Annotated in this window: 16 protein-coding genes; 10 read left to right on the forward strand and 6 right to left on the reverse strand. The window is 69.8% G+C overall.

Annotated features, from left to right (window positions below):
* Window positions 1-21 precede the first annotated feature (21 nt).
* A complete protein-coding gene (locus FF090_RS00250) occupies window positions 22-885 on the forward strand; it encodes a peptidylprolyl isomerase (protein ID WP_138854817.1) in 864 nt (287 codons plus the stop codon).
* Between the two features lie 36 nt (window positions 886-921).
* On the opposite strand, the gene FF090_RS00255 is transcribed toward FF090_RS00250, so the two are convergent.
* From FF090_RS00255 to senB, 3 genes are all read right to left on the reverse strand, one after another.
* Window positions 922-1581 (reverse strand): hypothetical protein, encoded by a 660-nt coding sequence (locus tag FF090_RS00255; RefSeq protein WP_138854818.1) that lies wholly within the window; start codon window positions 1579-1581, stop codon window positions 922-924.
* A gap of 101 nt (window positions 1582-1682) precedes the next feature.
* Window positions 1683-2723, reverse strand: a complete 1041-nt coding sequence (gene selD / locus FF090_RS00260; RefSeq protein ID WP_138854819.1) for a selenide, water dikinase SelD — start codon at window positions 2721-2723, stop codon at window positions 1683-1685.
* Window positions 2720-3679: a selenoneine biosynthesis selenosugar synthase SenB gene (senB, locus tag FF090_RS00265; protein ID WP_138854820.1), complete on the reverse strand. Its 960-nt coding sequence runs from the start codon at window positions 3677-3679 to the stop codon at window positions 2720-2722. The genes selD and senB overlap by 4 nt, the downstream gene beginning before the upstream one ends.
* A 17-nt stretch (window positions 3680-3696) precedes the next feature.
* Between senB and FF090_RS00270 the strand changes: the two genes are divergently transcribed.
* On the forward strand, window positions 3697-4833 hold the full coding sequence (locus FF090_RS00270; RefSeq protein WP_246071472.1) for an SUMF1/EgtB/PvdO family nonheme iron enzyme: 1137 nt from the start codon (window positions 3697-3699) through the stop codon (window positions 4831-4833).
* A gap of 376 nt (window positions 4834-5209) precedes the next feature.
* Here FF090_RS00270 and egtD read toward each other — a convergent pair whose 3' ends face one another.
* Complete coding sequence (gene egtD / locus FF090_RS00275; RefSeq protein ID WP_375137394.1) at window positions 5210-6226, reverse strand: L-histidine N(alpha)-methyltransferase; 1017 nt, start codon at window positions 6224-6226, stop codon at window positions 5210-5212.
* A gap of 17 nt (window positions 6227-6243) precedes the next feature.
* Here egtD and FF090_RS00280 point away from each other — a divergent pair, with 17 nt between their 5' ends.
* Window positions 6244-8001 carry a TonB C-terminal domain-containing protein gene (locus FF090_RS00280; protein WP_138854823.1) on the forward strand — a complete coding sequence of 586 codons (1758 nt, stop codon included), beginning with the start codon at window positions 6244-6246 and terminating at the stop codon, window positions 7999-8001.
* Between the two features lie 12 nt (window positions 8002-8013).
* Here FF090_RS00280 and FF090_RS00285 read toward each other — a convergent pair whose 3' ends face one another.
* Window positions 8014-9561, reverse strand: a complete 1548-nt coding sequence (locus FF090_RS00285; protein ID WP_138854824.1) for a hypothetical protein — start codon at window positions 9559-9561, stop codon at window positions 8014-8016.
* Window positions 9562-9589: 28 nt separating this feature from the next.
* Window positions 9590-10147: an NADPH-dependent FMN reductase gene (locus FF090_RS00290; protein WP_138854825.1), complete on the reverse strand. Its 558-nt coding sequence runs from the start codon at window positions 10145-10147 to the stop codon at window positions 9590-9592.
* A gap of 117 nt (window positions 10148-10264) precedes the next feature.
* On the opposite strand from FF090_RS00290, the gene FF090_RS00295 reads away from it, so the two are divergent.
* The 7 genes from FF090_RS00295 (at window position 10265) to FF090_RS00325 (ending at window position 17609) form a co-directional block, all read left to right on the forward strand.
* Window positions 10265-11023 carry an MgtC/SapB family protein gene (locus FF090_RS00295; RefSeq protein WP_138854826.1) on the forward strand — a complete coding sequence of 253 codons (759 nt, stop codon included), beginning with the start codon at window positions 10265-10267 and terminating at the stop codon, window positions 11021-11023.
* A gap of 92 nt (window positions 11024-11115) precedes the next feature.
* A complete protein-coding gene (locus FF090_RS00300; protein ID WP_138854827.1) occupies window positions 11116-11925 on the forward strand; it encodes a MipA/OmpV family protein in 810 nt (269 codons plus the stop codon).
* A gap of 87 nt (window positions 11926-12012) precedes the next feature.
* Window positions 12013-12855, forward strand: coding sequence for a putative selenate ABC transporter substrate-binding protein (locus FF090_RS00305; RefSeq protein ID WP_138854828.1), 843 nt, complete (start codon window positions 12013-12015; stop codon window positions 12853-12855).
* A gap of 17 nt (window positions 12856-12872) precedes the next feature.
* Window positions 12873-13703, forward strand: a complete 831-nt coding sequence (locus tag FF090_RS00310; protein ID WP_138854829.1) for a phosphonate ABC transporter ATP-binding protein — start codon at window positions 12873-12875, stop codon at window positions 13701-13703.
* Complete coding sequence (locus FF090_RS00315; protein WP_138854830.1) at window positions 13700-14545, forward strand: PhnE/PtxC family ABC transporter permease; 846 nt, start codon at window positions 13700-13702, stop codon at window positions 14543-14545. The genes FF090_RS00310 and FF090_RS00315 overlap by 4 nt, the downstream gene beginning before the upstream one ends.
* Window positions 14542-15321, forward strand: coding sequence for a phosphonate ABC transporter, permease protein PhnE (phnE, locus tag FF090_RS00320; protein ID WP_138854831.1), 780 nt, complete (start codon window positions 14542-14544; stop codon window positions 15319-15321). The genes FF090_RS00315 and phnE overlap by 4 nt, the downstream gene beginning before the upstream one ends.
* Before the next feature lie 92 nt (window positions 15322-15413).
* Entirely contained in the window at window positions 15414-17609 is a 2196-nt protein-coding gene (locus FF090_RS00325; RefSeq protein WP_138854832.1) for a S46 family peptidase, read from the forward strand.
* Window positions 17610-17615 lie beyond the last annotated feature (6 nt).

Genomic DNA, 17615 nt, shown 5'->3' on the forward strand with positions numbered 1-17615 from the left:
CCACCTGCTCTAGGAATCCTGATGCCTATGCTTCGACTCGTCGCCTGTACTTGGTTGATCCTGGGTGCAACGACACCCTGCCTCGCGCAGGAAGTCGCTCCGGCTGCAGATACCGTGGTGCTGAAAGCCGGCAGCCAATCCCTTTCAAAGGCCGACTATGAGCGTCTGGTGCCGGGCTTTGACCGTCATGCTGGTGCCCCACTGACCAGCGGAGACATCCGGTCGCAGCAGGCAGGCAAAGAAGTTGGCCGTCTCCTGGCCTTGGCCGACGAAGCCAAACGACGCGGACTGGACCAAGAGGCTGAACTGGCCGCATTGATCAAGGTGCGCACCTACACCTTGATGGCCAATGCCCTACTGGCCCGCTTGGTGGCCGAGATGAAGCGGGACGAAGCAGGCACCCGGGCCTATTTCGAGCAGCACAAGCACGAATACACCGAGCTAGAGGTGCGCCACATCCTGATTCGGCATCGCGCCTCAGACACGGCCAATGGCAAGTCCAAAGCTCATCCGCGCAGCGAAGCGGCGGCGAAGGCCCTGGGAAACAAATACTTGGCTGAGCTACACAAGGGCGCTGACTTCGGCCAGCTGGCGCGCAAGGTCTCGGACGACACCTTGACCCGCGCCCAGGGCGGCAACCTGCCCGCCTTCTCCCGAGGTGCCATGAGCAGTGAGTTCGAGGCCGCCGCCTTTGCATTGGCTCCTGGCGAGATCGGCCCTCTGGTGCGTACCGCACACGGCTACCACCTGATTCAGCTCCAGGCCAAGCGACCCTTTGCCTTTGAGCGCGTGCGCAGCACGCTGGAATTCGCCCGCGCGCGCGAGGCCATCGAGCGCATTGCCAACGCCGAGGTCGAGCTCAATACGGCCTACTTCAAACCCTAAGGAGCCTGGCCTCCTTAGGGCCGCCACATCACGGGATCAAGGCAGCTGGAGGCTCTTAGCCAGCTTTTCGAGCTTAGGCGCCATATCCTCGTGCACGCTGGCGGTGTAGCCCTTCAAATTGGCGACGGCCCGCATGTTCCGGCTGGCCAAGTAAAGCTGGTCAATGCTCAGGGCCTCATAAATTTGCGGCTGCGCCCAGGGTCGGTGATCCGTGCCCTGCACCTGGACCAAGGTTTGATCCTGCACGGCCTGAATGCGCACCAGGGAGGCATAGGTTTCGGTCAAATCCTGCAGCTCTTTGGTGCCCAGATGGCGCGGAAGGCCCAGAGACTTGGCGCTGTCCCAAGCACCGGTGCGAAAGTTCAGCTCGGCGCCCATGCGATCCGGGCGCTGCGGCGTTGGCGCCTGGGCCGCACGCTTCTGCGCCCGCGCCAGGACCAGCTCGTCCATATAGGCCTGCGTCTCGTTCCAGTATCGGGCCGTGTCTGCGGCAATGGCCTGGTTGTCACGCAACACCTTGGCATTGGCCAGCAGCTCAGCGCGCACCCCCTCCAAGGCCTGACCCGCGATCTTGAGCTCATGCCGATGCTCGCGCCACTGTTCCAGGGCCAGAGCCATCAACAGGCCCAGAAAAGTCGCAAACAGATGCTCGGCGAATTGCTTGACTTGGTGCGGAATATGAGGGTGCAGGGACATGGTGAACAGCCTCTTGGAGGCCGGCAGTATGGCGGAGCAAGGCCCACCATGACCTTTGCCATTCCCCATTGCCCGCCCGACTTAGAGCCGGCTCCGCTGGATCAGGCCACCACGCGCAACCCTTGCCCTGCCACCACCCGACCCACCACCGCCGCGCGCACAAAGCCGTGGCGCGCAAAGCAGGCCTGCACCTCGGCCAAGGCCTCGGGCGCGCAGCTGACGAGCAGACCGCCGCTGGTCTGCGGGTCGCTGAGCAGGGCGCGGTCGATGTCGGCCAAGCCCTCGGGCAGCGTCACGTCAGCGCCATAGGCGGCCCAGTTGCGGCCGCTGGCGCCGGTGATGAAGCCCTGGCCCGCGAGCTCGCGCACGCCGGGCAACAGGGGCACGGCGGGCCAGTCGATCTCGATGCCGACCTTGGCGCCGCGCGCCAGCTCCAGCGCGTGGCCAGCGAGGCCAAAGCCGGTGATGTCGGTCAGCGCGTGCACGCCGTCAATGGCGGCCAGCTCCGGGCCCGGCGTGTTGAGCTGGGTGGTGGCGCCGATCATTTCGGCATAGCCCTCGGGGCTGAGCTGCTCCTTCTTGAGCGCCGCCGAGTAGATGCCCACACCCAGCGGCTTGCCCAGCACCAGCACATCGCCGGGGCGGGCATCGGCGTTGCGCTTCACGCGACTGGGGTGCACCAGGCCCAGCGCCACCAGGCCGTAGATGGGCTCGACCGAATCGATGGTGTGGCCGCCCGCGATCGGGATGCCCGCCGCGCGGCAAACCGAGGCGCCGCCTTCGAGGATGCGGCCAATCGTCTGGGTGGACAGCTGCGCAATCGGCATGCCCACCAGGGCCAGCGCCAGGATGGGCCGGCCGCCCATGGCGTAGACATCGCTGATGGCATTGGTGGCGGCGATGCGGCCAAAGTCGAAGGGGTCATCGACGATGGGCATGAAGAAGTCCGTCGTCGCGATCAGGGCCTGCTCGTCGTTCAACTTGTAGACGGCGGCGTCATCGGCGGTCTCGATACCGACCAGCAACTCGGGCGGAATGGGGAAGCCGGTGCTACCGCGCAGGATCTCGCTGAGCACGCCCGGGGCGATCTTGCAGCCGCAGCCGCCACCGTGGCTGAGGGAGGTGAGGCGGGGTTCGGTCATGGTGAGTTCTCCAACAGCTGCTGAACCAGCATCAGCAGGGCATTGCGTTCGTGAATGGGGTCAAAGGCCTGCGCGCGTTCCGTGGCCAGCTCGCTCCAGGCCGGCAGTATGGTGGGATCGTCGCGCAGGCGCAGGAGCTGCCGCGCCAGACCCTGCGCGTCACCGGGTTCGAACAGGCCCGGCCAGTCGGCACCCAGCAAGCCGGTGTTGCCGGCGATGCGCGAGGCCAGCACCGGCGTGCCCGAGCGCAGCGCTTCCATCACCACATGGGCGCCGCCTTCCAGCCGACTGGGGTGGATGAGCAGATTGGCGCGCGCGATGCGCCGCCGCGCCTCGGCATGCAGGCGCGAGCCCAGCCAGCGGTAGTGGGGGCAGTCGCGCATCAGCTGCAGGGCCTCGGCGCCCAGCGCCGGATCGAGTGCGGCGCCCAAATGATCGATGCGCACGTCGCTGCGATCCGCCAGCTGCCGCACGGCGGCAAACAGGGTGCGCGGGTCCTTTTCGGCGCGCAGATGCCCGACCACCACGGCACGCAGAGTGCGCCTAGGGCGCGGCCCGCCCAGATGAGCGGCGCAGGACTGCAGGATGACCTGGGCCTTGCCGCGCAACGTCGGGGGCAGGGCAGCCGCTCCCTCACGGTTCAGCAGCACCAAGGCATTGGCGCGCGCCAGACTGGCCTGTGCGGCGGCATCGTGCTGAATGTCGGCATACAGATCCGTGCCAGTGAGCACCAGGACCACCGGCCGGTCTGCCGGCCACGCAGCGATGCTGGAGGCGGACTTGCGCGCATGCAAGGCCAGCAGCAGCTCGCCCTCGGCATCGCCGGCGCGCCACTCGGCGCCGAGGCGCACCCGGTACAGCGGCGCCAGCAAGCGCGCGTAGCGTCGCGCGGTCTGCCAGTTGCCGTTGTTGGCATCGGCCAGGGCCGGGGTGACGAGAACGATGCGAGGCTTCACGGGTTAGGCTGATGAGTATGAACAGTGTCGCCGTAAGCAGTTCACGCCAAGCCGGCCCAGCCGAATTGACCCAGCTGTGGCAGGCCCTGCGTGCTGAACTGCTGTCCACGCACGCCCAACTGCCTCGCACGCTACCCCTGCGCTCCGAGTGGAACCCGCCCGCTTGGGAGCTGGGCCATGTGGCCTGGTTTGCTGAACGCTGGACCCTGCGCCAGCCCGAGCCCGAGCGCGGTGCGGCCGCCGACCCGGACGCCGCCCTGCCCCCGGGGCACTGTGCGGATGAGTTCTTCAACAGCAGCCACGTGCCCCATGACAGCCGCTGGAGCCTGGACCTGCCCGACCCCCTGCCGCTGCTGGACGCGCAGTTGCAGGCCAGCCTGGCGCGCCTGGCGCAGCAGCCGCACGAGGACGCCGCGCTTTACCTGTACCGCCTGGCGGTGATGCACGAGGCCCAGCATCTGGAAGCCGCCTGGATGACCCTGCGCGCCCTGGGCCGGCGTTTGCCCGCGCCCAGCGCCCGGTCGCCGGGTGGCGAGCTGTCCATCGAGGCCCAGCGCGTGGTGTTGGGGGCGCGCGGCCCCGGCTTCGCGTTTGACAACGAGTTCGCCGCGCACAGCCAGCCGGTGGCGGCCTTTGCCATCGACCGCCGGCTGCGCCGCTGGGGCGAGGTGCTGCCCTGGGTGGAATCGGCCTACCGCGACAACCGCCACTGGAGCCTGGCCGGCCTGGCCTGGCGCGCCAGCCGCCCTCACCCACAGGGCCTGCAACACCAGGGCTCGCACTGGTGCGGCCCAGACGGACAGGCCTTGGACCTGGACGCCCCGGCCGAAGGCCTGAGCGCCTTCGAGGCCGAGGCCTGGTGCGCCTGGGCCGGCCGACGCTTGGCTGGGGAGGCCGAGTGGCAGGCCGCCTGCGCGCACCCCGACTTCGAGTGGGGCGAGCTGTGGGAGTGGACGGCCGATGCTTTTGCCCCCTTCCCGGGCTTCACGCCCCACCCCTACCGCGACTACTCCCAGCCCTGGTTCGATGGCCAGCACCGCCTGCTCAAGGGCGCCAGCCGCTGCACCCCGGCAGTGCTGGTGGCGCCCAGCTTGCGCAACTTCTATTTGCCTGGGCGGAGCGATGCGATGGCGGGGCTGCGGAGTTGTGCGTAGCGCAGCTGTGCTTCGCGCGGGTCCGCTTGCTGCGCAAGAGCCCGCCGGGATGTCGTCCCGGCAGCCGACCTCCTTTCTTGCTCGTGCAAGAAAGAAGGCAAAGAACACGCGCCCGCTCCGCTGTCCCCGACCTGCGGTCGGGGATGCCCTGTGCTGCTCACGTCTTGGGCCGACGGGGCGGAACGCACTGCGTTCGCGTTGCTCACTCCGTTTGAACGGCCGCCCCGAGCCAGAAGGGGATGCGCGCTGCGCGCGCGGCCCAAGCCGCTGCGCTGCTCGGCAGCTACGGAGGGCGAGCAGCCAACAGCCATGAAACGGCGCAACGGTTGAAGTTCAGATTGCCCGGCGGGCTGCTTCGAGCGACATCAGGCCTCATCTACTCAGAGGCCAAAAAAACCGCAAAGCGCTCTTCTGGATCGCACCAAGCCTGGGCCTGGCCCCAGCCGACCGCGTGCAGCAGCGCCTCAAAGTCCGGTACGGTCCATTTGTAGGCGTTCTCGGTGTGGATGCGCTCACCCGCGGCGAAGCCGCGCTGATGCCCGCCCCAGTTCACCCGCAGCGCCTGCTGCGCCTCCAGGTGCATTTCCACCCGACCCAAGTCGGCGTTCCACAGCGCGCGATGGCGCCACTGGTGGGGATCGAAATCTGCGCCCAGCAAGCGATTCAGGTGCCGCAGCAGATTCAGGTTGAAGGCGGCTGTCACGCCCAGCGCATCGTCATAGGCGGCCTGGTGTTCCGCCGGCGTCTTGCGCAGATCCACGCCGATCAAGAGCGCGCCACCACGCGCCAGCAGCCGCGCTTGACCCAAGAAGCGACGGGCCGAATCGGGGTCGAAGTTGCCGATGCTGGAGCCCGGATAGAACACCAGGCTGCCGGGCTGGCTGATGGAGTCCGGCAGGGCCAGTTCGGCAGAAAAATCCAGCCCCACCCCGATCAACTCCCGCTCCGGGTGGGCACGCTGCAAGCACTGCAGGCTGCGCCGCAAAAAGTCCACCGAGATGTCCACCGCCACATAGCGGCCGGGGTCGCACAGCGCGAACAGGGCCTCGCCCTTGGCGCAACTGCCTGCGCCCAGGTCGATCAGACAAGGCTGCTGCGGCAGACAGGCGCGCAGGGCACGGCCAAGAGCCTCTTGATGCATCGCCAACGCGGCCGCCTCGGTGCGGCGCAGGTCGTACTCGTCCAGCTCGGTGATGGCATCGAACAAATGCGAGCCCAGCGCGTCGTAAAACAGCTTGGGGTGGCAGTGGGCCTGTGGCGCCAGCAATCCGGCCTCGGCTTCCGCCGCCAAGGCCTTGGGGCACAGACTGCTGAGGGTGTGAAAGACCGGTTCACGCATAAGCAGTGCCTCAAGCCGCGATACCGCAGTGTGCCCTGGCGACAATGCCGCCATGGCCGCCCCCTCCCACCATGCACACACTCCGTCTTGAGGGCGGGGCGGAGCCGGTGTTCTCGGGCCTGCGGCTGAAGCCCAGCTGGCAGCCGGCCCAGGTGCAACAGCGCCTGCGCATGGCCTTGTTGGTGTCGCTGATCGCCCACGGCTTGCTGCTCAGCCTGAGCCTGGGAGGACAAGGCGGTGGCTTACCCGGCTTTGCATTGCCCTGGCAGGAGCGGCGCGCCCAGGCTCCCTTGGGAACCGAGCCTGAGATCGTGCTGCAACCCCGAGCGTTGCCGTCGCCGGCTCCCACCTCAACCCGCACGTCGACACCCCCAGCCGAGGCCGACCCGGCGCCCACTCCAGCCCCACCGCTGGAAAGCCTGATCCTGGTGCCGACGCTGAGTGCAACCGTCACCCTCGAGCCGCTCGCCATAGAGCCCGGTGAGCCAGCGCGGGTTGAGCCCGAAACGCCAAAGACCCCGCAGCGCACCCGCCCGGCTACGACGCAGCCCACCGAACCCGCACCCACCCCGGCCACCGAGCCCCAGCCCGAGGAGGCCGCGGAGCCCAGCGCACCCGCCATCCTCGCCATGGCCGTGCCCGAGGCCGCCCAGCGTCCCCGCCCGCGCGCCAGCTTGGCCGCCCCCCAGCTGGCGGCCTCCAGCCCCCTGGCCTCGCTGGGCATGGCCCCGGCCCTGGACAGCGCACAACTCGAAGCCAGCGCCCAAGCCGCCGAAGCCCTGCGCCAACAAGCCCTGGCCCGCGAACAAGCCCAGCGCGAGGCAGCGGCTCGGGCCGAGGCCGAGCGCAAGCAGGCCCAGGAGCTGGCCAAGGCGCAGGCCGAGCGCGAAGCCACAGCCCAGGCCGAGGCCGCACGCCTGGCCGCCGCGCGGGCCGAGGCCGAGCGCCTGCGCGCGCTGGAACAAGAGCAGCTGCGTCAACAAGCCCTGCGCGCGGCGGAAGCCGAACGCCGCCGGGTGCAGGAGCAAGAACAAGCCCAGGCTTTGGCGCGCGAGCAAGCCCTCAAACAGGCCCAGGCCCAGGCGCAAGCACAGGCACAGGCAGAGGCCCGCCTGCAGGCGCAGCGCGAAGCGGCGGCACAGGCCGAGGCCGCACGGCAAGCCAGCGCCCGCGCGGAGGCCGAGCGTCAGCAGGCCTTGGAGCAGGCACGTCAACAAGCAGCTGCACAGGCCGCTGCACAGGCCGCTGCACAAGCCGAGGCCGCGCGCCAACTTGCTGCACAGCAGGCCGCACTTCAAGCCGCACAACAAGCGGCCCAGCGCGCCGCCGAGGACGAACGCCGCGAGGCCGCACGCCGTGCCATGGGTCGGCAGCTGGATGCCGAGGCCGTCCAGCGGGATTCCCAAGCACGCATGACGCCGGCGCCGCTCAACGCCCCGGACACACGGCCCTCGTCCTGGTCGAGCCAGCGACGTGGCCGGCTCTTGGGCCGCAGCGACCCCAATGCAGACTTGGTGCAGTACGCCGAGGCCTGGGCGCGCAAGATCCAGCTCAATCTGCCACCCGAGTCCCTGCGCGAACTGAGCGGCTACGCCAACCAAGGCCCGCATCCAGCGCCGCTGGTCACGGTGGCGGTGCGCCAGGATGGCTCGGTCGAGTCCATCCAGTTCGTCGTCTCCAGCGGTCGGCCCGAGGTGGACGCAGCGATCCGCCGCATCGTCCAGGCCCAGGCGCCTTATCCGGCCTTCGGCCCCAATCTGGCGCGCGCCTTCGATGTGGTGGAGATCCGCCGCGCCTGGGTGTTCAGCAGCACGCTCTCGCTGCAGTAGTTGGCACCTGCTTCACCACTTGCAACCCTTGTTGCGCAGGCTGTCCAGCACCAGCGGGGCCACGGCCAGCAGACCCTTGTCCGCATGGGCCTTGCGGCAGTCCTCGCGGTTGGCCTCCTCCACCGCCTTTTCCATCTTGGTCTTGGGCAGGGCCGGCAGCAGCTCCAGCACGCCGGGGCCGCGCCGCAGACCGGCGGCGCCGGGGCGCGGCAGGCTCAGATTGAGCGGCGCCGGCGCCGCACTGGCGGCAGCCGAGGGTGCGGTGGCCACGTCATGCCCCACACGGGCGCCGGCATCGGGCGAGCCCGGCGTGGGCGGCAAACCCGGATTCGGCGCGCCTTGCGGCGTGCCGCGTTGAGGCGGCAAGGGGGTGGGCGTCGTCACGGCCGACCTCGCTGCGTCAGTCGCATCGGGCAGATTCGACAGCACAGGCGCCGTCGGGGCCGGCGCCAGTTCGCGGGTTGAGGGGGCGAGCTGCGGCGCACCGAGGGACTCCTTGACGACCTGCGGCCGAGCCACGGCAGGCGCCTCCAGGGTGCGGCGCTCTATCGCCTCGGGGAGGTCTTGCGGCGTGGCCGGTGCGGTGCTCAGGGCGCTGCTGGGTGCGGTGAGGCGTGGCGCGGCCAGGCTCTCACGCGCCACGCGCGGTCGCGCCGGGGTCGCGGCCTCCAGCGTGCGGCGTTCGATGGCCTCGGGCAGATCCTGCGGCGTTGCCGGGGCTGCGCTCAGGCTGGGACTGGAGGCTGCCAGGCGCGGCGCGACCAAGGCCTCCCGTCTCATTGACGTGCGGACCGGCGGCCGTGTGGCGGCCGCCCCCTCCAGGGTGCGGACCACGGTCTTCTCCACCGGCTCGGGCAGGGCCAAGGCCTCGGCCACCGGGGCCAACGGCGCCGCATTCGCTTGAAGGCGGGGGCTGACCAGAGCCTCGCGCGGGACGGCGGGGCGGGGCCGCGGCTCGGCCTCCAAGGTGCGCAACACCGGCTCCTCAGCGGGCTCGGGCAAGCCTTCCAAACGGGCAGGGGCCGCCTGCAGGGCCGGTGCCTGCGGGGTGTTCAGGCTTTCGATGGCCGTGGCCGTGGTCTGAGCCCTTGGCGCCGGCTGCAGCGCGGAACGAATGACCGGCTCGGGCGCCGGTTCGGCGGCGGGTTCTGGGGCCGGGGGCGGCGGCACGGGTCCGGCATCAGGCCGATCCGGCACCGGCTCTTCGGACCGGACCTCCTGCTCACGAAATCGCCCCTTTTCGGCGGCTCCCGGCCCGGCCTCAGGAGGGGGAGCCTGGGTGCGCAGACGGCCGCCGTGGCGGCTTGTGGCGGCCTGACCCGGCGCGCTGTCGTCGCGCCAGACCGGCATCGCCACCTCCAGCTCCCCCTGCGGGGAGCGCCCGCCAAAGCCCTCGAGCGCGATCTCCATGCGCCCCCACAGGCCCTGGCCCGGACGCTCCGGCGCCGGCTCGGTGCCCACCATCAGCACCAGCCACACATGCAGCAGGGCCGATAGCCACAGGCAGCGCGGCAGCAACGGGCGCCGCTGCGATGGGTCGCCAAAGCGAAGGAGGGCCATCCAGCGCGTCAGCCAACGATGCGCTGGGTCAGCCCCGGCCGGCCAGCGCCAGCAGCCCATCCAGCACCGCCTGCACGGCGGCCTGGGCCTTGGCGTCTTGCAGGCTGCCATCGCTGCTCAGGGCCTGATCGGCCCGGCCCAGCGCATGTTGCTGGGGCAGCAGCAGCATCTGGAAGTTCATGGTCAGGAAGGCGCGCAAGTGATTCAGCCCGCGCAGGCCGCCCAGCATCCCGGCCGAAGCCGCCAGCAAGGCCGTGGGCTTGTTGCGCGTGGCCGCCGTGCCCTCTGGCAGGCGCGAGAGCCAGTCAAAGGCATTGATCAGCAGCGGCGTCGGGAAGCCGTTGTACTCGGGGCTGACCACCACCACGGCATCGGCACGCTGCAGGGCGGCCAACAGCGGCTGCACCCCGGCGGGCACGCCATCGCGCTGCTCCAGATCGCCGTCGTAGATCGGCAGCGCCAGCGCGCGCAGGTCCAGCAACTCAGCCGCATGGCCTTGGGCACGGGCCTGCGCAGCCACCCACTGACCCAGGGCGGTGTTCATGGAGCCCTGGCGGGCGCTGCCGGAGAGGATCAGAACTTGCATGGGGTGGCGTTGAAGTGGCGGGGCCTGCATTGCAGCATGCCCGGGTTTCCCTGCCTCACCGTCATGGCATGAATAGGGGCAGGATCAGGGCCGTCGCCCTGCCCACGAGAGCCGCCCATGCCCACCCTCGACGCCCTGCTGCTGCGCTACTGGAACGTCCACGAGGTCTCGATCAATCTGGTGGTGTTCGCCAACATCCTGGGTGCCCTGCTGCTGGGTCTGATTGCCGGCTACGAACGCACCTATCACGGGCGGGCAGCGGGCATGCGCACCTATGGCCTGGTGTGCATGGCCAGCTGTGCGCTCACCGTGCTGGCCGGCTACCCGCTGCACTGGTTTGGCGGCCAGCATGTCAGCGCCTTCACCACCCATCTGCCGCCCGACCCCACCCGCATCATCCAGGGCATCGTCACCGGCATCGGCTTCCTGGGCGCCGGCATGATCATGAAGGACGGGCTCTCCATCACCGGCCTGACCTCGGCTGCCTCGCTGTGGTCCTCATCCGCCATCGGCATCCTGGTGGGGGTGGGCTTTTATGCCGCGGCCATCCTGCTGACCGTGCTGTCGGCCTCGCTGATGATGTACGCGGCCCGGCTCGAACGCATCCTGCCCGCACGCCCTGCCATCAGCCTGACGCTGACCTACAAGCCCGGGGTTGAGCCCAGCCGCCAAGCCCTGGACCACATCGCCCGCGAGCGCGGCTACCAAGTGGCCAGCGGCTCCTTCAGCGTGCGCTACTTCGAGGGCCGCCATGTCTGGCGCTTCGTCTGCATCGAGGTGGACCGCCGCCGCGCGCTGCCCATCACCGGGCTGTCCGGCGATCTGGCGCAGTTGGAGGGCATCGAGGCCTTCGAGATCGGGCACGCCAGAAACTGACCCTCCGAAGCGCCTAAGACTTCTTGTGAAGCCAGAGGGCTCAGGTAGAACTCGGGCATGCTCGGGGCCCTTTGACATCGTCTCGCTGAACCATGCTGAGCCTGACCCTGGCCCTCGCCGCAGCCGCCCCCACTTCGACCCCACCCGCCCAATCCCTGTGGGAGGCCGGCGCCCTGGGCCTGGTGGTGAACCAACAGGCCTACCCCGGTGCCGATCAACAGATCAGCCGAGGCTTGGCGCTGCCCTATCTGCTGTATCGCGGGCGCTACCTGCGCGCCGATGGCGAGACCGCCGGCCTGCGGGCCGTGCACACGCCGCGCGTTGAGTTCGACATCGGCTTTTCCGGCAGCTTTGGCAGCGGCGGCCGGGACATCGACGCACGCCGCGGCCTGGCCCATCTGGGCACTCTGGTGGAGCTGGGGCCGCGCCTGAAGTGGAATCTGGATGCCGGCACCGAGCCCGGCAGTGGCCGCTGGCGCGCGCTGTTTCCGCTGCGCGCGGTGTTCGACTTGAGCGAACGCGCCCAGCATCGCGGCTGGGCCTTCGAGCCTGAACTGCTCTATTCGCGCACCAGCGCGCAAGGCTGGCGCTACTCGCTGGGCCTGGGCGCCATTGCCACCGACCAGCGCCTGGCCCAGCATTTCTACGGCGTGCGCCCCGAGCAGGCCCTGGCCGACCGCCCCACCTACGCGGCGCGCGCCGGCCTGGTGGCCTGGCGCCTGACCAGTGGCTTCAACAAGAGCCTGAACCGCGACTGGCGCCTGTTCGGCTTTGCACGGCTGCAGTCGGTGGCGGGCGCGGTCAATGAGGACAGCCCCTTGGTGCGCCAACGCACGGGCCTGAGCGCCGGCATCGGCCTGTCCTACACCTTCGCGCGCAGTTCGGAGAGTGGGGTCGACTGAGCACGCCGAAGGGACTCCTGCGATCGGTTCCAATGCCGGCTCGGGCCTCTTGATGGCCCACCCCTCCCTTGAGAACCGGAGCTTTTGATGCTGCGTCGCACCCTGCTGTCCCTTGCCCTCGTTGCCGCTTCGGCGGCCCACGCCCAGACCCCGACCTTCAAGGTCACCGCCATCCCCGATGAGTCGCCCACCGAGCTGGCCAAAAAGGCCGCACCGCTGATCGCCTATCTGGAAAAGCAGCTGGGCCAGAAAGTCGAGTTCACGCCCGTCACCGACTACGCGGCGGCCGTGGAGGCGCTGGTGAATCGCAAGGTCGATCTGGCCTGGTTTGGCGGCTTCACCTTCGTCCAGGCCCATGTGCGCTCGGGCGGCAAGGTGTTGCCCATCGTGCAGCGCGAGGAAGACGAGAAGTTCAAGTCCGTCTTCATCAGCGCCGACCCCACGGTCAAGGCCCTGGCCGATCTGAAGGGCAAGGACCTGAGCTTCGGCTCGCAGAGCTCCACCAGCGGCCACCTGATGCCGCGCCACTTCCTGCTGCAGGCGGGCATGGACCCCGAGAAGAGCTTTCGCCGCGTGGCCTTCAGCGGCGCGCACGACGCCACCATCGCGGCCGTGGCCGCCGGCCGCGTGGCCGGTGGGGCGCTGAACATCTCGGTGTGGGAAAAGTTCGTTGCCGAGAAGAAGGTCGACCCGGCCCTGGTGCGCGTGATCTACACCACCCCGGCCTATTACGACTACAACTGGACCGTGCACGCCGACCTGCCCAAGGCCACGCGCGACAAGCTGACCCAGGCCTTCCTGAACCTGAAGGCCGACACGCCCGAAGGCGCCGAGATCCTGAAGCTGCAACGCGCCACCCGCTTCGTGCCGAGCAAGGCCGAGAACTACCAGGGCATCGAGGCCGCAGCCAAGAGCGCTGGTTTGCTCTGAGCCAAGAGCGACCGCTGATGCGCGTCGACCTTCAAGCCCTGCACACCCGCCACCCCGCCGCGCGCCGCGAGGCGCCGGATGCGCTGGCCGATCTGAGCGTGCAGATCCAGACCGGCGAGGCGGTGGCGGTCATCGGTCCGTCGGGCGCGGGCAAGACCAGCCTGCTGCATGCGCTGGCCTGCGCGCTGCCGCCCACGGCAGGGCAGATGCTGCTCGATGGTCAGGACCCCTGGCGCTTGAGCGAACGTGCCCGCCACGCGCTGCGCGGGCGCCTGTGCCTGCTGCCGCAAACGCCGCCGCTGCCCCCGCGCCAGCGCGTGGTGCATGCGGTGCTGGCCGGCGCGCTGCCGCGCTGGTCGCTGCTCTACAGCCTGGCCTCGTTGTTCTACCCGCGGGCCAGCGATGTGCAGGCCGCCGCCACGGCCCTGGCCGCCTTTGATCTGGCCGACAAGTTGTGGGAGCGCGTGGACCGCCTGAGCGGCGGCGAGCGCCAGCGCGTAGGCTTGGCACGCGCCCTGCTCAGCCAGGGCAGCCTGTGGCTGGTGGACGAACCCCTCTCGGCCCTGGACCCGACGCGCGCCCAGGCCGCCCTGCAGTTACTGGTGAACCAAGCCCAGGCGCGCGGCGTCACCCTGGTGGCCAGCCTGCACCATGTGGAGCTGGCGCTGGCCGCCTTTCCGCGCGTGATCGGCCTACGCGCGGGGCGGCTGCTGTTCGACTTGCCCGCTGCCGAAGTGAATGATGCGCGCCTGCAAGCGCTCTATGCCCAGCACGAGCAGGAGCTGCACGCACCGCTGCCCAGCCCCGAGCCAGATCCTGTGGCTCCAGTGGCCATGACCTGCCGATGAGCGCTCCCGCACTGCGCGACCCCCTACGCGACCCAACTTGGCTGGGCCGCCTGTTCTGGTTGCTGGCGCTGCCGGTGCTGATCTGGCCCCTGCTGGTGGCCACCGAGTTCCGCCCCGCCACCTTGCTGGAACCCCAGGCCCTGCAGAGTGCCGGGCGCTTTGTGGGCGATTTCTTCCCGCCCCGCCATGACCCCGAATTCCTGCGCCAGTTGCTAGCCGACAGCTGGCGCACCGTGGCCATGGCCACGGCGGGGCTGACGCTGGCGCTGCTGCTGGCCTGGCCGCTGGCTTTGCTGAGCGTGCGCAGCCTCTCGGTCTCGGCCCTCAGTGGACCATCGACGCGGTGGTCGGCAAGGCTGCCCGCCGGCCTGCGCCAACTGGCGCGCTGGACGGCCATCGTGCTGCGCTCGGTGCCCGAGCTGGTCTGGGCCCTGGTGTTCGTGCGCGTGGTGGGCCTCGGGCCCACGGCCGGCGTGCTGGCCATCGCGCTGACCTATGGCGGCATGCTGGGCAAGGTCTATGCGGACATTCTGGAAAGCGGCGAGGCCCACACCACCCAGGCCCTGCTGCGCAACGGCAGCGGCCGCCTTCAGGCCTTCTTCTTCGCGCTGCTGCCAGCCAATGCGGCCGAGCTGGCCAGCTACACCGTCTACCGCTGGGAATGCGCGGTGCGCAGCTCGGTGGTGCTGGGCTTTGTCGGCGCCGGCGGCCTGGGCCAGGCCATGGACAGCAGCATGAAGATGTTCAACGGCGGCGAAGTGGCCAGCATGCTGCTGGTCTTCATGGCCCTGGTGGCTGTGGCCGACCGCTTTGGCGCTTGGCTCCGAAAGACCCTGGCATGAGGCCGCCCCTCTTCGACGCCCGCTGCCGCGCCTGCTGGGTGATGGCCGGCCTGCTGGCGCTGGTGGTGGCCAGCTTCTGGAGCCTGGACCTGCAATGGGCCGCGTTTCTGAGCAGCGACGCCCTGCGCGCCATGGGCCGATTCGTGGCCGAGTTCTTCCCGCCGGACTGGAGCCCCGCCTTCCGCGCCAAGCTGCTGCCCGCCGCCTGGGAGACCCTGGCCATGAGCCTCTTGGGCACGCTACTCGCCGCCGCAGCGGGGCTGGCCCTGGCCCTGCCGGCCAGCCGACCCGGTGGGGTGGGCACCCTGGCGCGCACCCTGCTCAACGCGCTGCGCGCCGTGCCCGAACTGGTGTGGGCGGCGCTGCTGCTCATCCTGGCCGGCCTGGGGCCGATGGCCGGCACCCTGGCCCTGGCCGTGCACACCGCCGGCGTGCTGGGCCGCCTGTTTGCGCAGAGCCTGGAAACCGTGAACGGCCACGGCGCCGTACAGACCCTGCGCCTGCAGGGCTGCAGCCCCACCCAGGTGTTTGCCTATGCCACCCTGCCCACGCTCTTGCCGCAACTCATCAGCTACACGCTCTACCGCTGGGAGAACAACATTCGCGCCGCCGCCGTGCTGGGCGTGGTGGGCGCCGGCGGCCTGGGCCAGCTGCTGGCCTTTCACATGGGCCTGTTCCACATGGGCAAGACGGCCAGCATCCTGATCGCGATGCTGGTGCTGGTGGCGCTGGTGGATGGGCTGAGCGCTTGGGCGCGGCGGCGACTGGCCAGCTGAGCATCCGGATTTGCCCCCGCCCATGCGCTCCGGCACTGGGGCGCACAGCCCGCACTGCGATAGGGTGCGCGACCTTTTTTGATCGCCACCCCATGACCCGCCTGACCTCGCGCACCGCCCTCTCAGCCCGCCTGACCCCTCTCTGCGCCGCCGCACTCGCCCTGGCCACATTCAGCGCCCACGCCGCCGAGGGCATGTGGATGCCGCAGCAGATGCCCGCCCAGGCCAAGGCCTTGAAGGCAGCCGGTTTGAAGCTGGACCCCACCCAGTTGGCCAAGCTGACCGAGTTCCCGCTCGGCGCCGTGGTGCAGTTGCCGGGGTGCACCGGTTCCTTCGTGTCCGGCCAGGGTCTGGTCGTCACCAACCACCACTGCGCCTACGGCAGCATCCAGCACAACTCCACGGCGGAGCGGGACCTGCTGAAGAACGGCTTCCTGGCCAAGAACCTGGCCGAGGAGTTGCCGGCCGCGCCGGGGACGCGCGTGGCCGTCACCGTGGACGTGCGCGACGTGACCGCCGAGGTGCTGGACAGCGCCACACGCGCTTTGAGCGGCGAGGCCCGCAGCGCGGCCATCGAGGCCCGCCAGAAGGCCCTGGTGGCCGCCTGCGAGCAGGACGCCGGCCACCGCTGCAGCGTCAGCAACTTCTACGGCGGCGCGCTCTATCAATTGCGCAAGCAGCTCGAACTGCGCGATGTGCGCCTGGTGCACGCACCCGCCAACGGCGTGGGCCTGTTCGGCGGCGAGACCGACAACTGGGTCTGGCCGCGCCACACCGGCGACTACAGCTTCTACCGTGCCTATGTGGGCCCGGACGGCAAGCCGGCCGACTACAGCCCGAACAACAAGCCCTATGCGCCCAAGCAAGTCCTGAAGATCAGCCAGGGCGCGCTGAACGAGGGCGACTTCGTGATGGTGCCCAGCTACCCCGGCACCACCAACCGCCACCGCCTGCCGACCGAAGTGGCGCACGCCTTCGATTGGGAGATGCCCACCCTGGTCAAGGCCTTTGACGAGCAGCTGCAGCTGATCCATCAAGCCACGGCCGGCCGGCGCGACGCCGAGATCAGACAAGCGGGCCGCGTGCAGGGCCTGGGCAATGGCCTGAACAACTGGCGCGGCCAGCTCAAGAGCTATGCCGGCAGCGACATCCTGGCGCGCAAGCAGGCCGACTACGCGGCGCTGCAGCAATGGGTGGCGGCCGAGCCCAAGCGACAGGCCGAGTTCGGCGCCGCCTTTGAACGCATCGAGGCGCTGCTGAAGCAGTCGCAGGCCGTCGAGAAGCGCGAACTGGCGCAGGGCTTTGCCACCCCGGGTCTGCTGACCCTGGCGCGCGATCTGCTGGAGCAGGCGCACCAGCGCCAGCTGCCCGATGCGCAGCGCAAGCCCGGCTTCCAGGACCGCGACCTGCCGCGCCGCAAGCAGCGCCTGCAAAGCCTGGAGCGCCGCTTCGACGAGATCACCGAACTCAAGGTGCTGGAGCACACGATGGGGCAGCTGCTGGCCCTGCCCGCTGAGGCCCAGAACCCCGCCCTGCTCCAGGCCCTGGGGTTGCAGCCCGGCATGGACGCCAACGCCCTGCGCGAACGCCTCAAGACCCTGCACGCCGAAACCAGCCTGGCGCGCGACAGCGCCGAGCGCATGGCCTGGCTGAGCCGCAGCCCGGCCGAGTTCGCGCAAAGCCGCGACCCCTTCATTGCCGCCGCCGTGGCCCTCTATGCCGACGACCGCGCCCGCGAGGCCCAGGCCAAGGCCCTGGCCGGCGATCTGCAGCAAGCCCGCTCCACCCTGATGCGCGCCAAGCAGGCCTTTGCCGCCGCCCAGGGCCGCGCGCTCTATCCGGACGCCAACAGCACCCTGCGCATCAGCCACGGCCAGGTGGCCGGCCGCCCCGGCCCGGACGGCGCCCACTGGAGCGCCTTCAGCACCCTGCGCGGTATCACCGAAAAGCACCAGGGCAAGGGCGACTTCGACGCCCCCGCCGCGCAGTTGGAGGCCATCAAGGCGCGGCGCTTTGACCGCTTTGGCGTCAAGGCCCTTGACTCGGTGCCGGTCAACTTCCTGGCCACGCTGGACACCACCGGCGGCAGCTCGGGGTCGCCGGTGCTCAATGGCAAGGGCGAGCTGGTGGGCCTGTGCTTTGACGGCACCTCGGACGCCGTGATCTCGGACTGGGACTTCAACCCCAAGACCACCCGCACCATCGTTGTCGATGCCCGCTACATGCAATGGCAGATGAAGGTGGTGGACAAGGCCGAAGGCTTGCTGAAGGAGATGGGGGCTCAGTAAAGAGCT

It is taken from the genome of Inhella inkyongensis (genome assembly GCF_005952805.1).
Lineage (GTDB): Bacteria > Pseudomonadota > Gammaproteobacteria > Burkholderiales > Burkholderiaceae_C > Inhella > Inhella inkyongensis.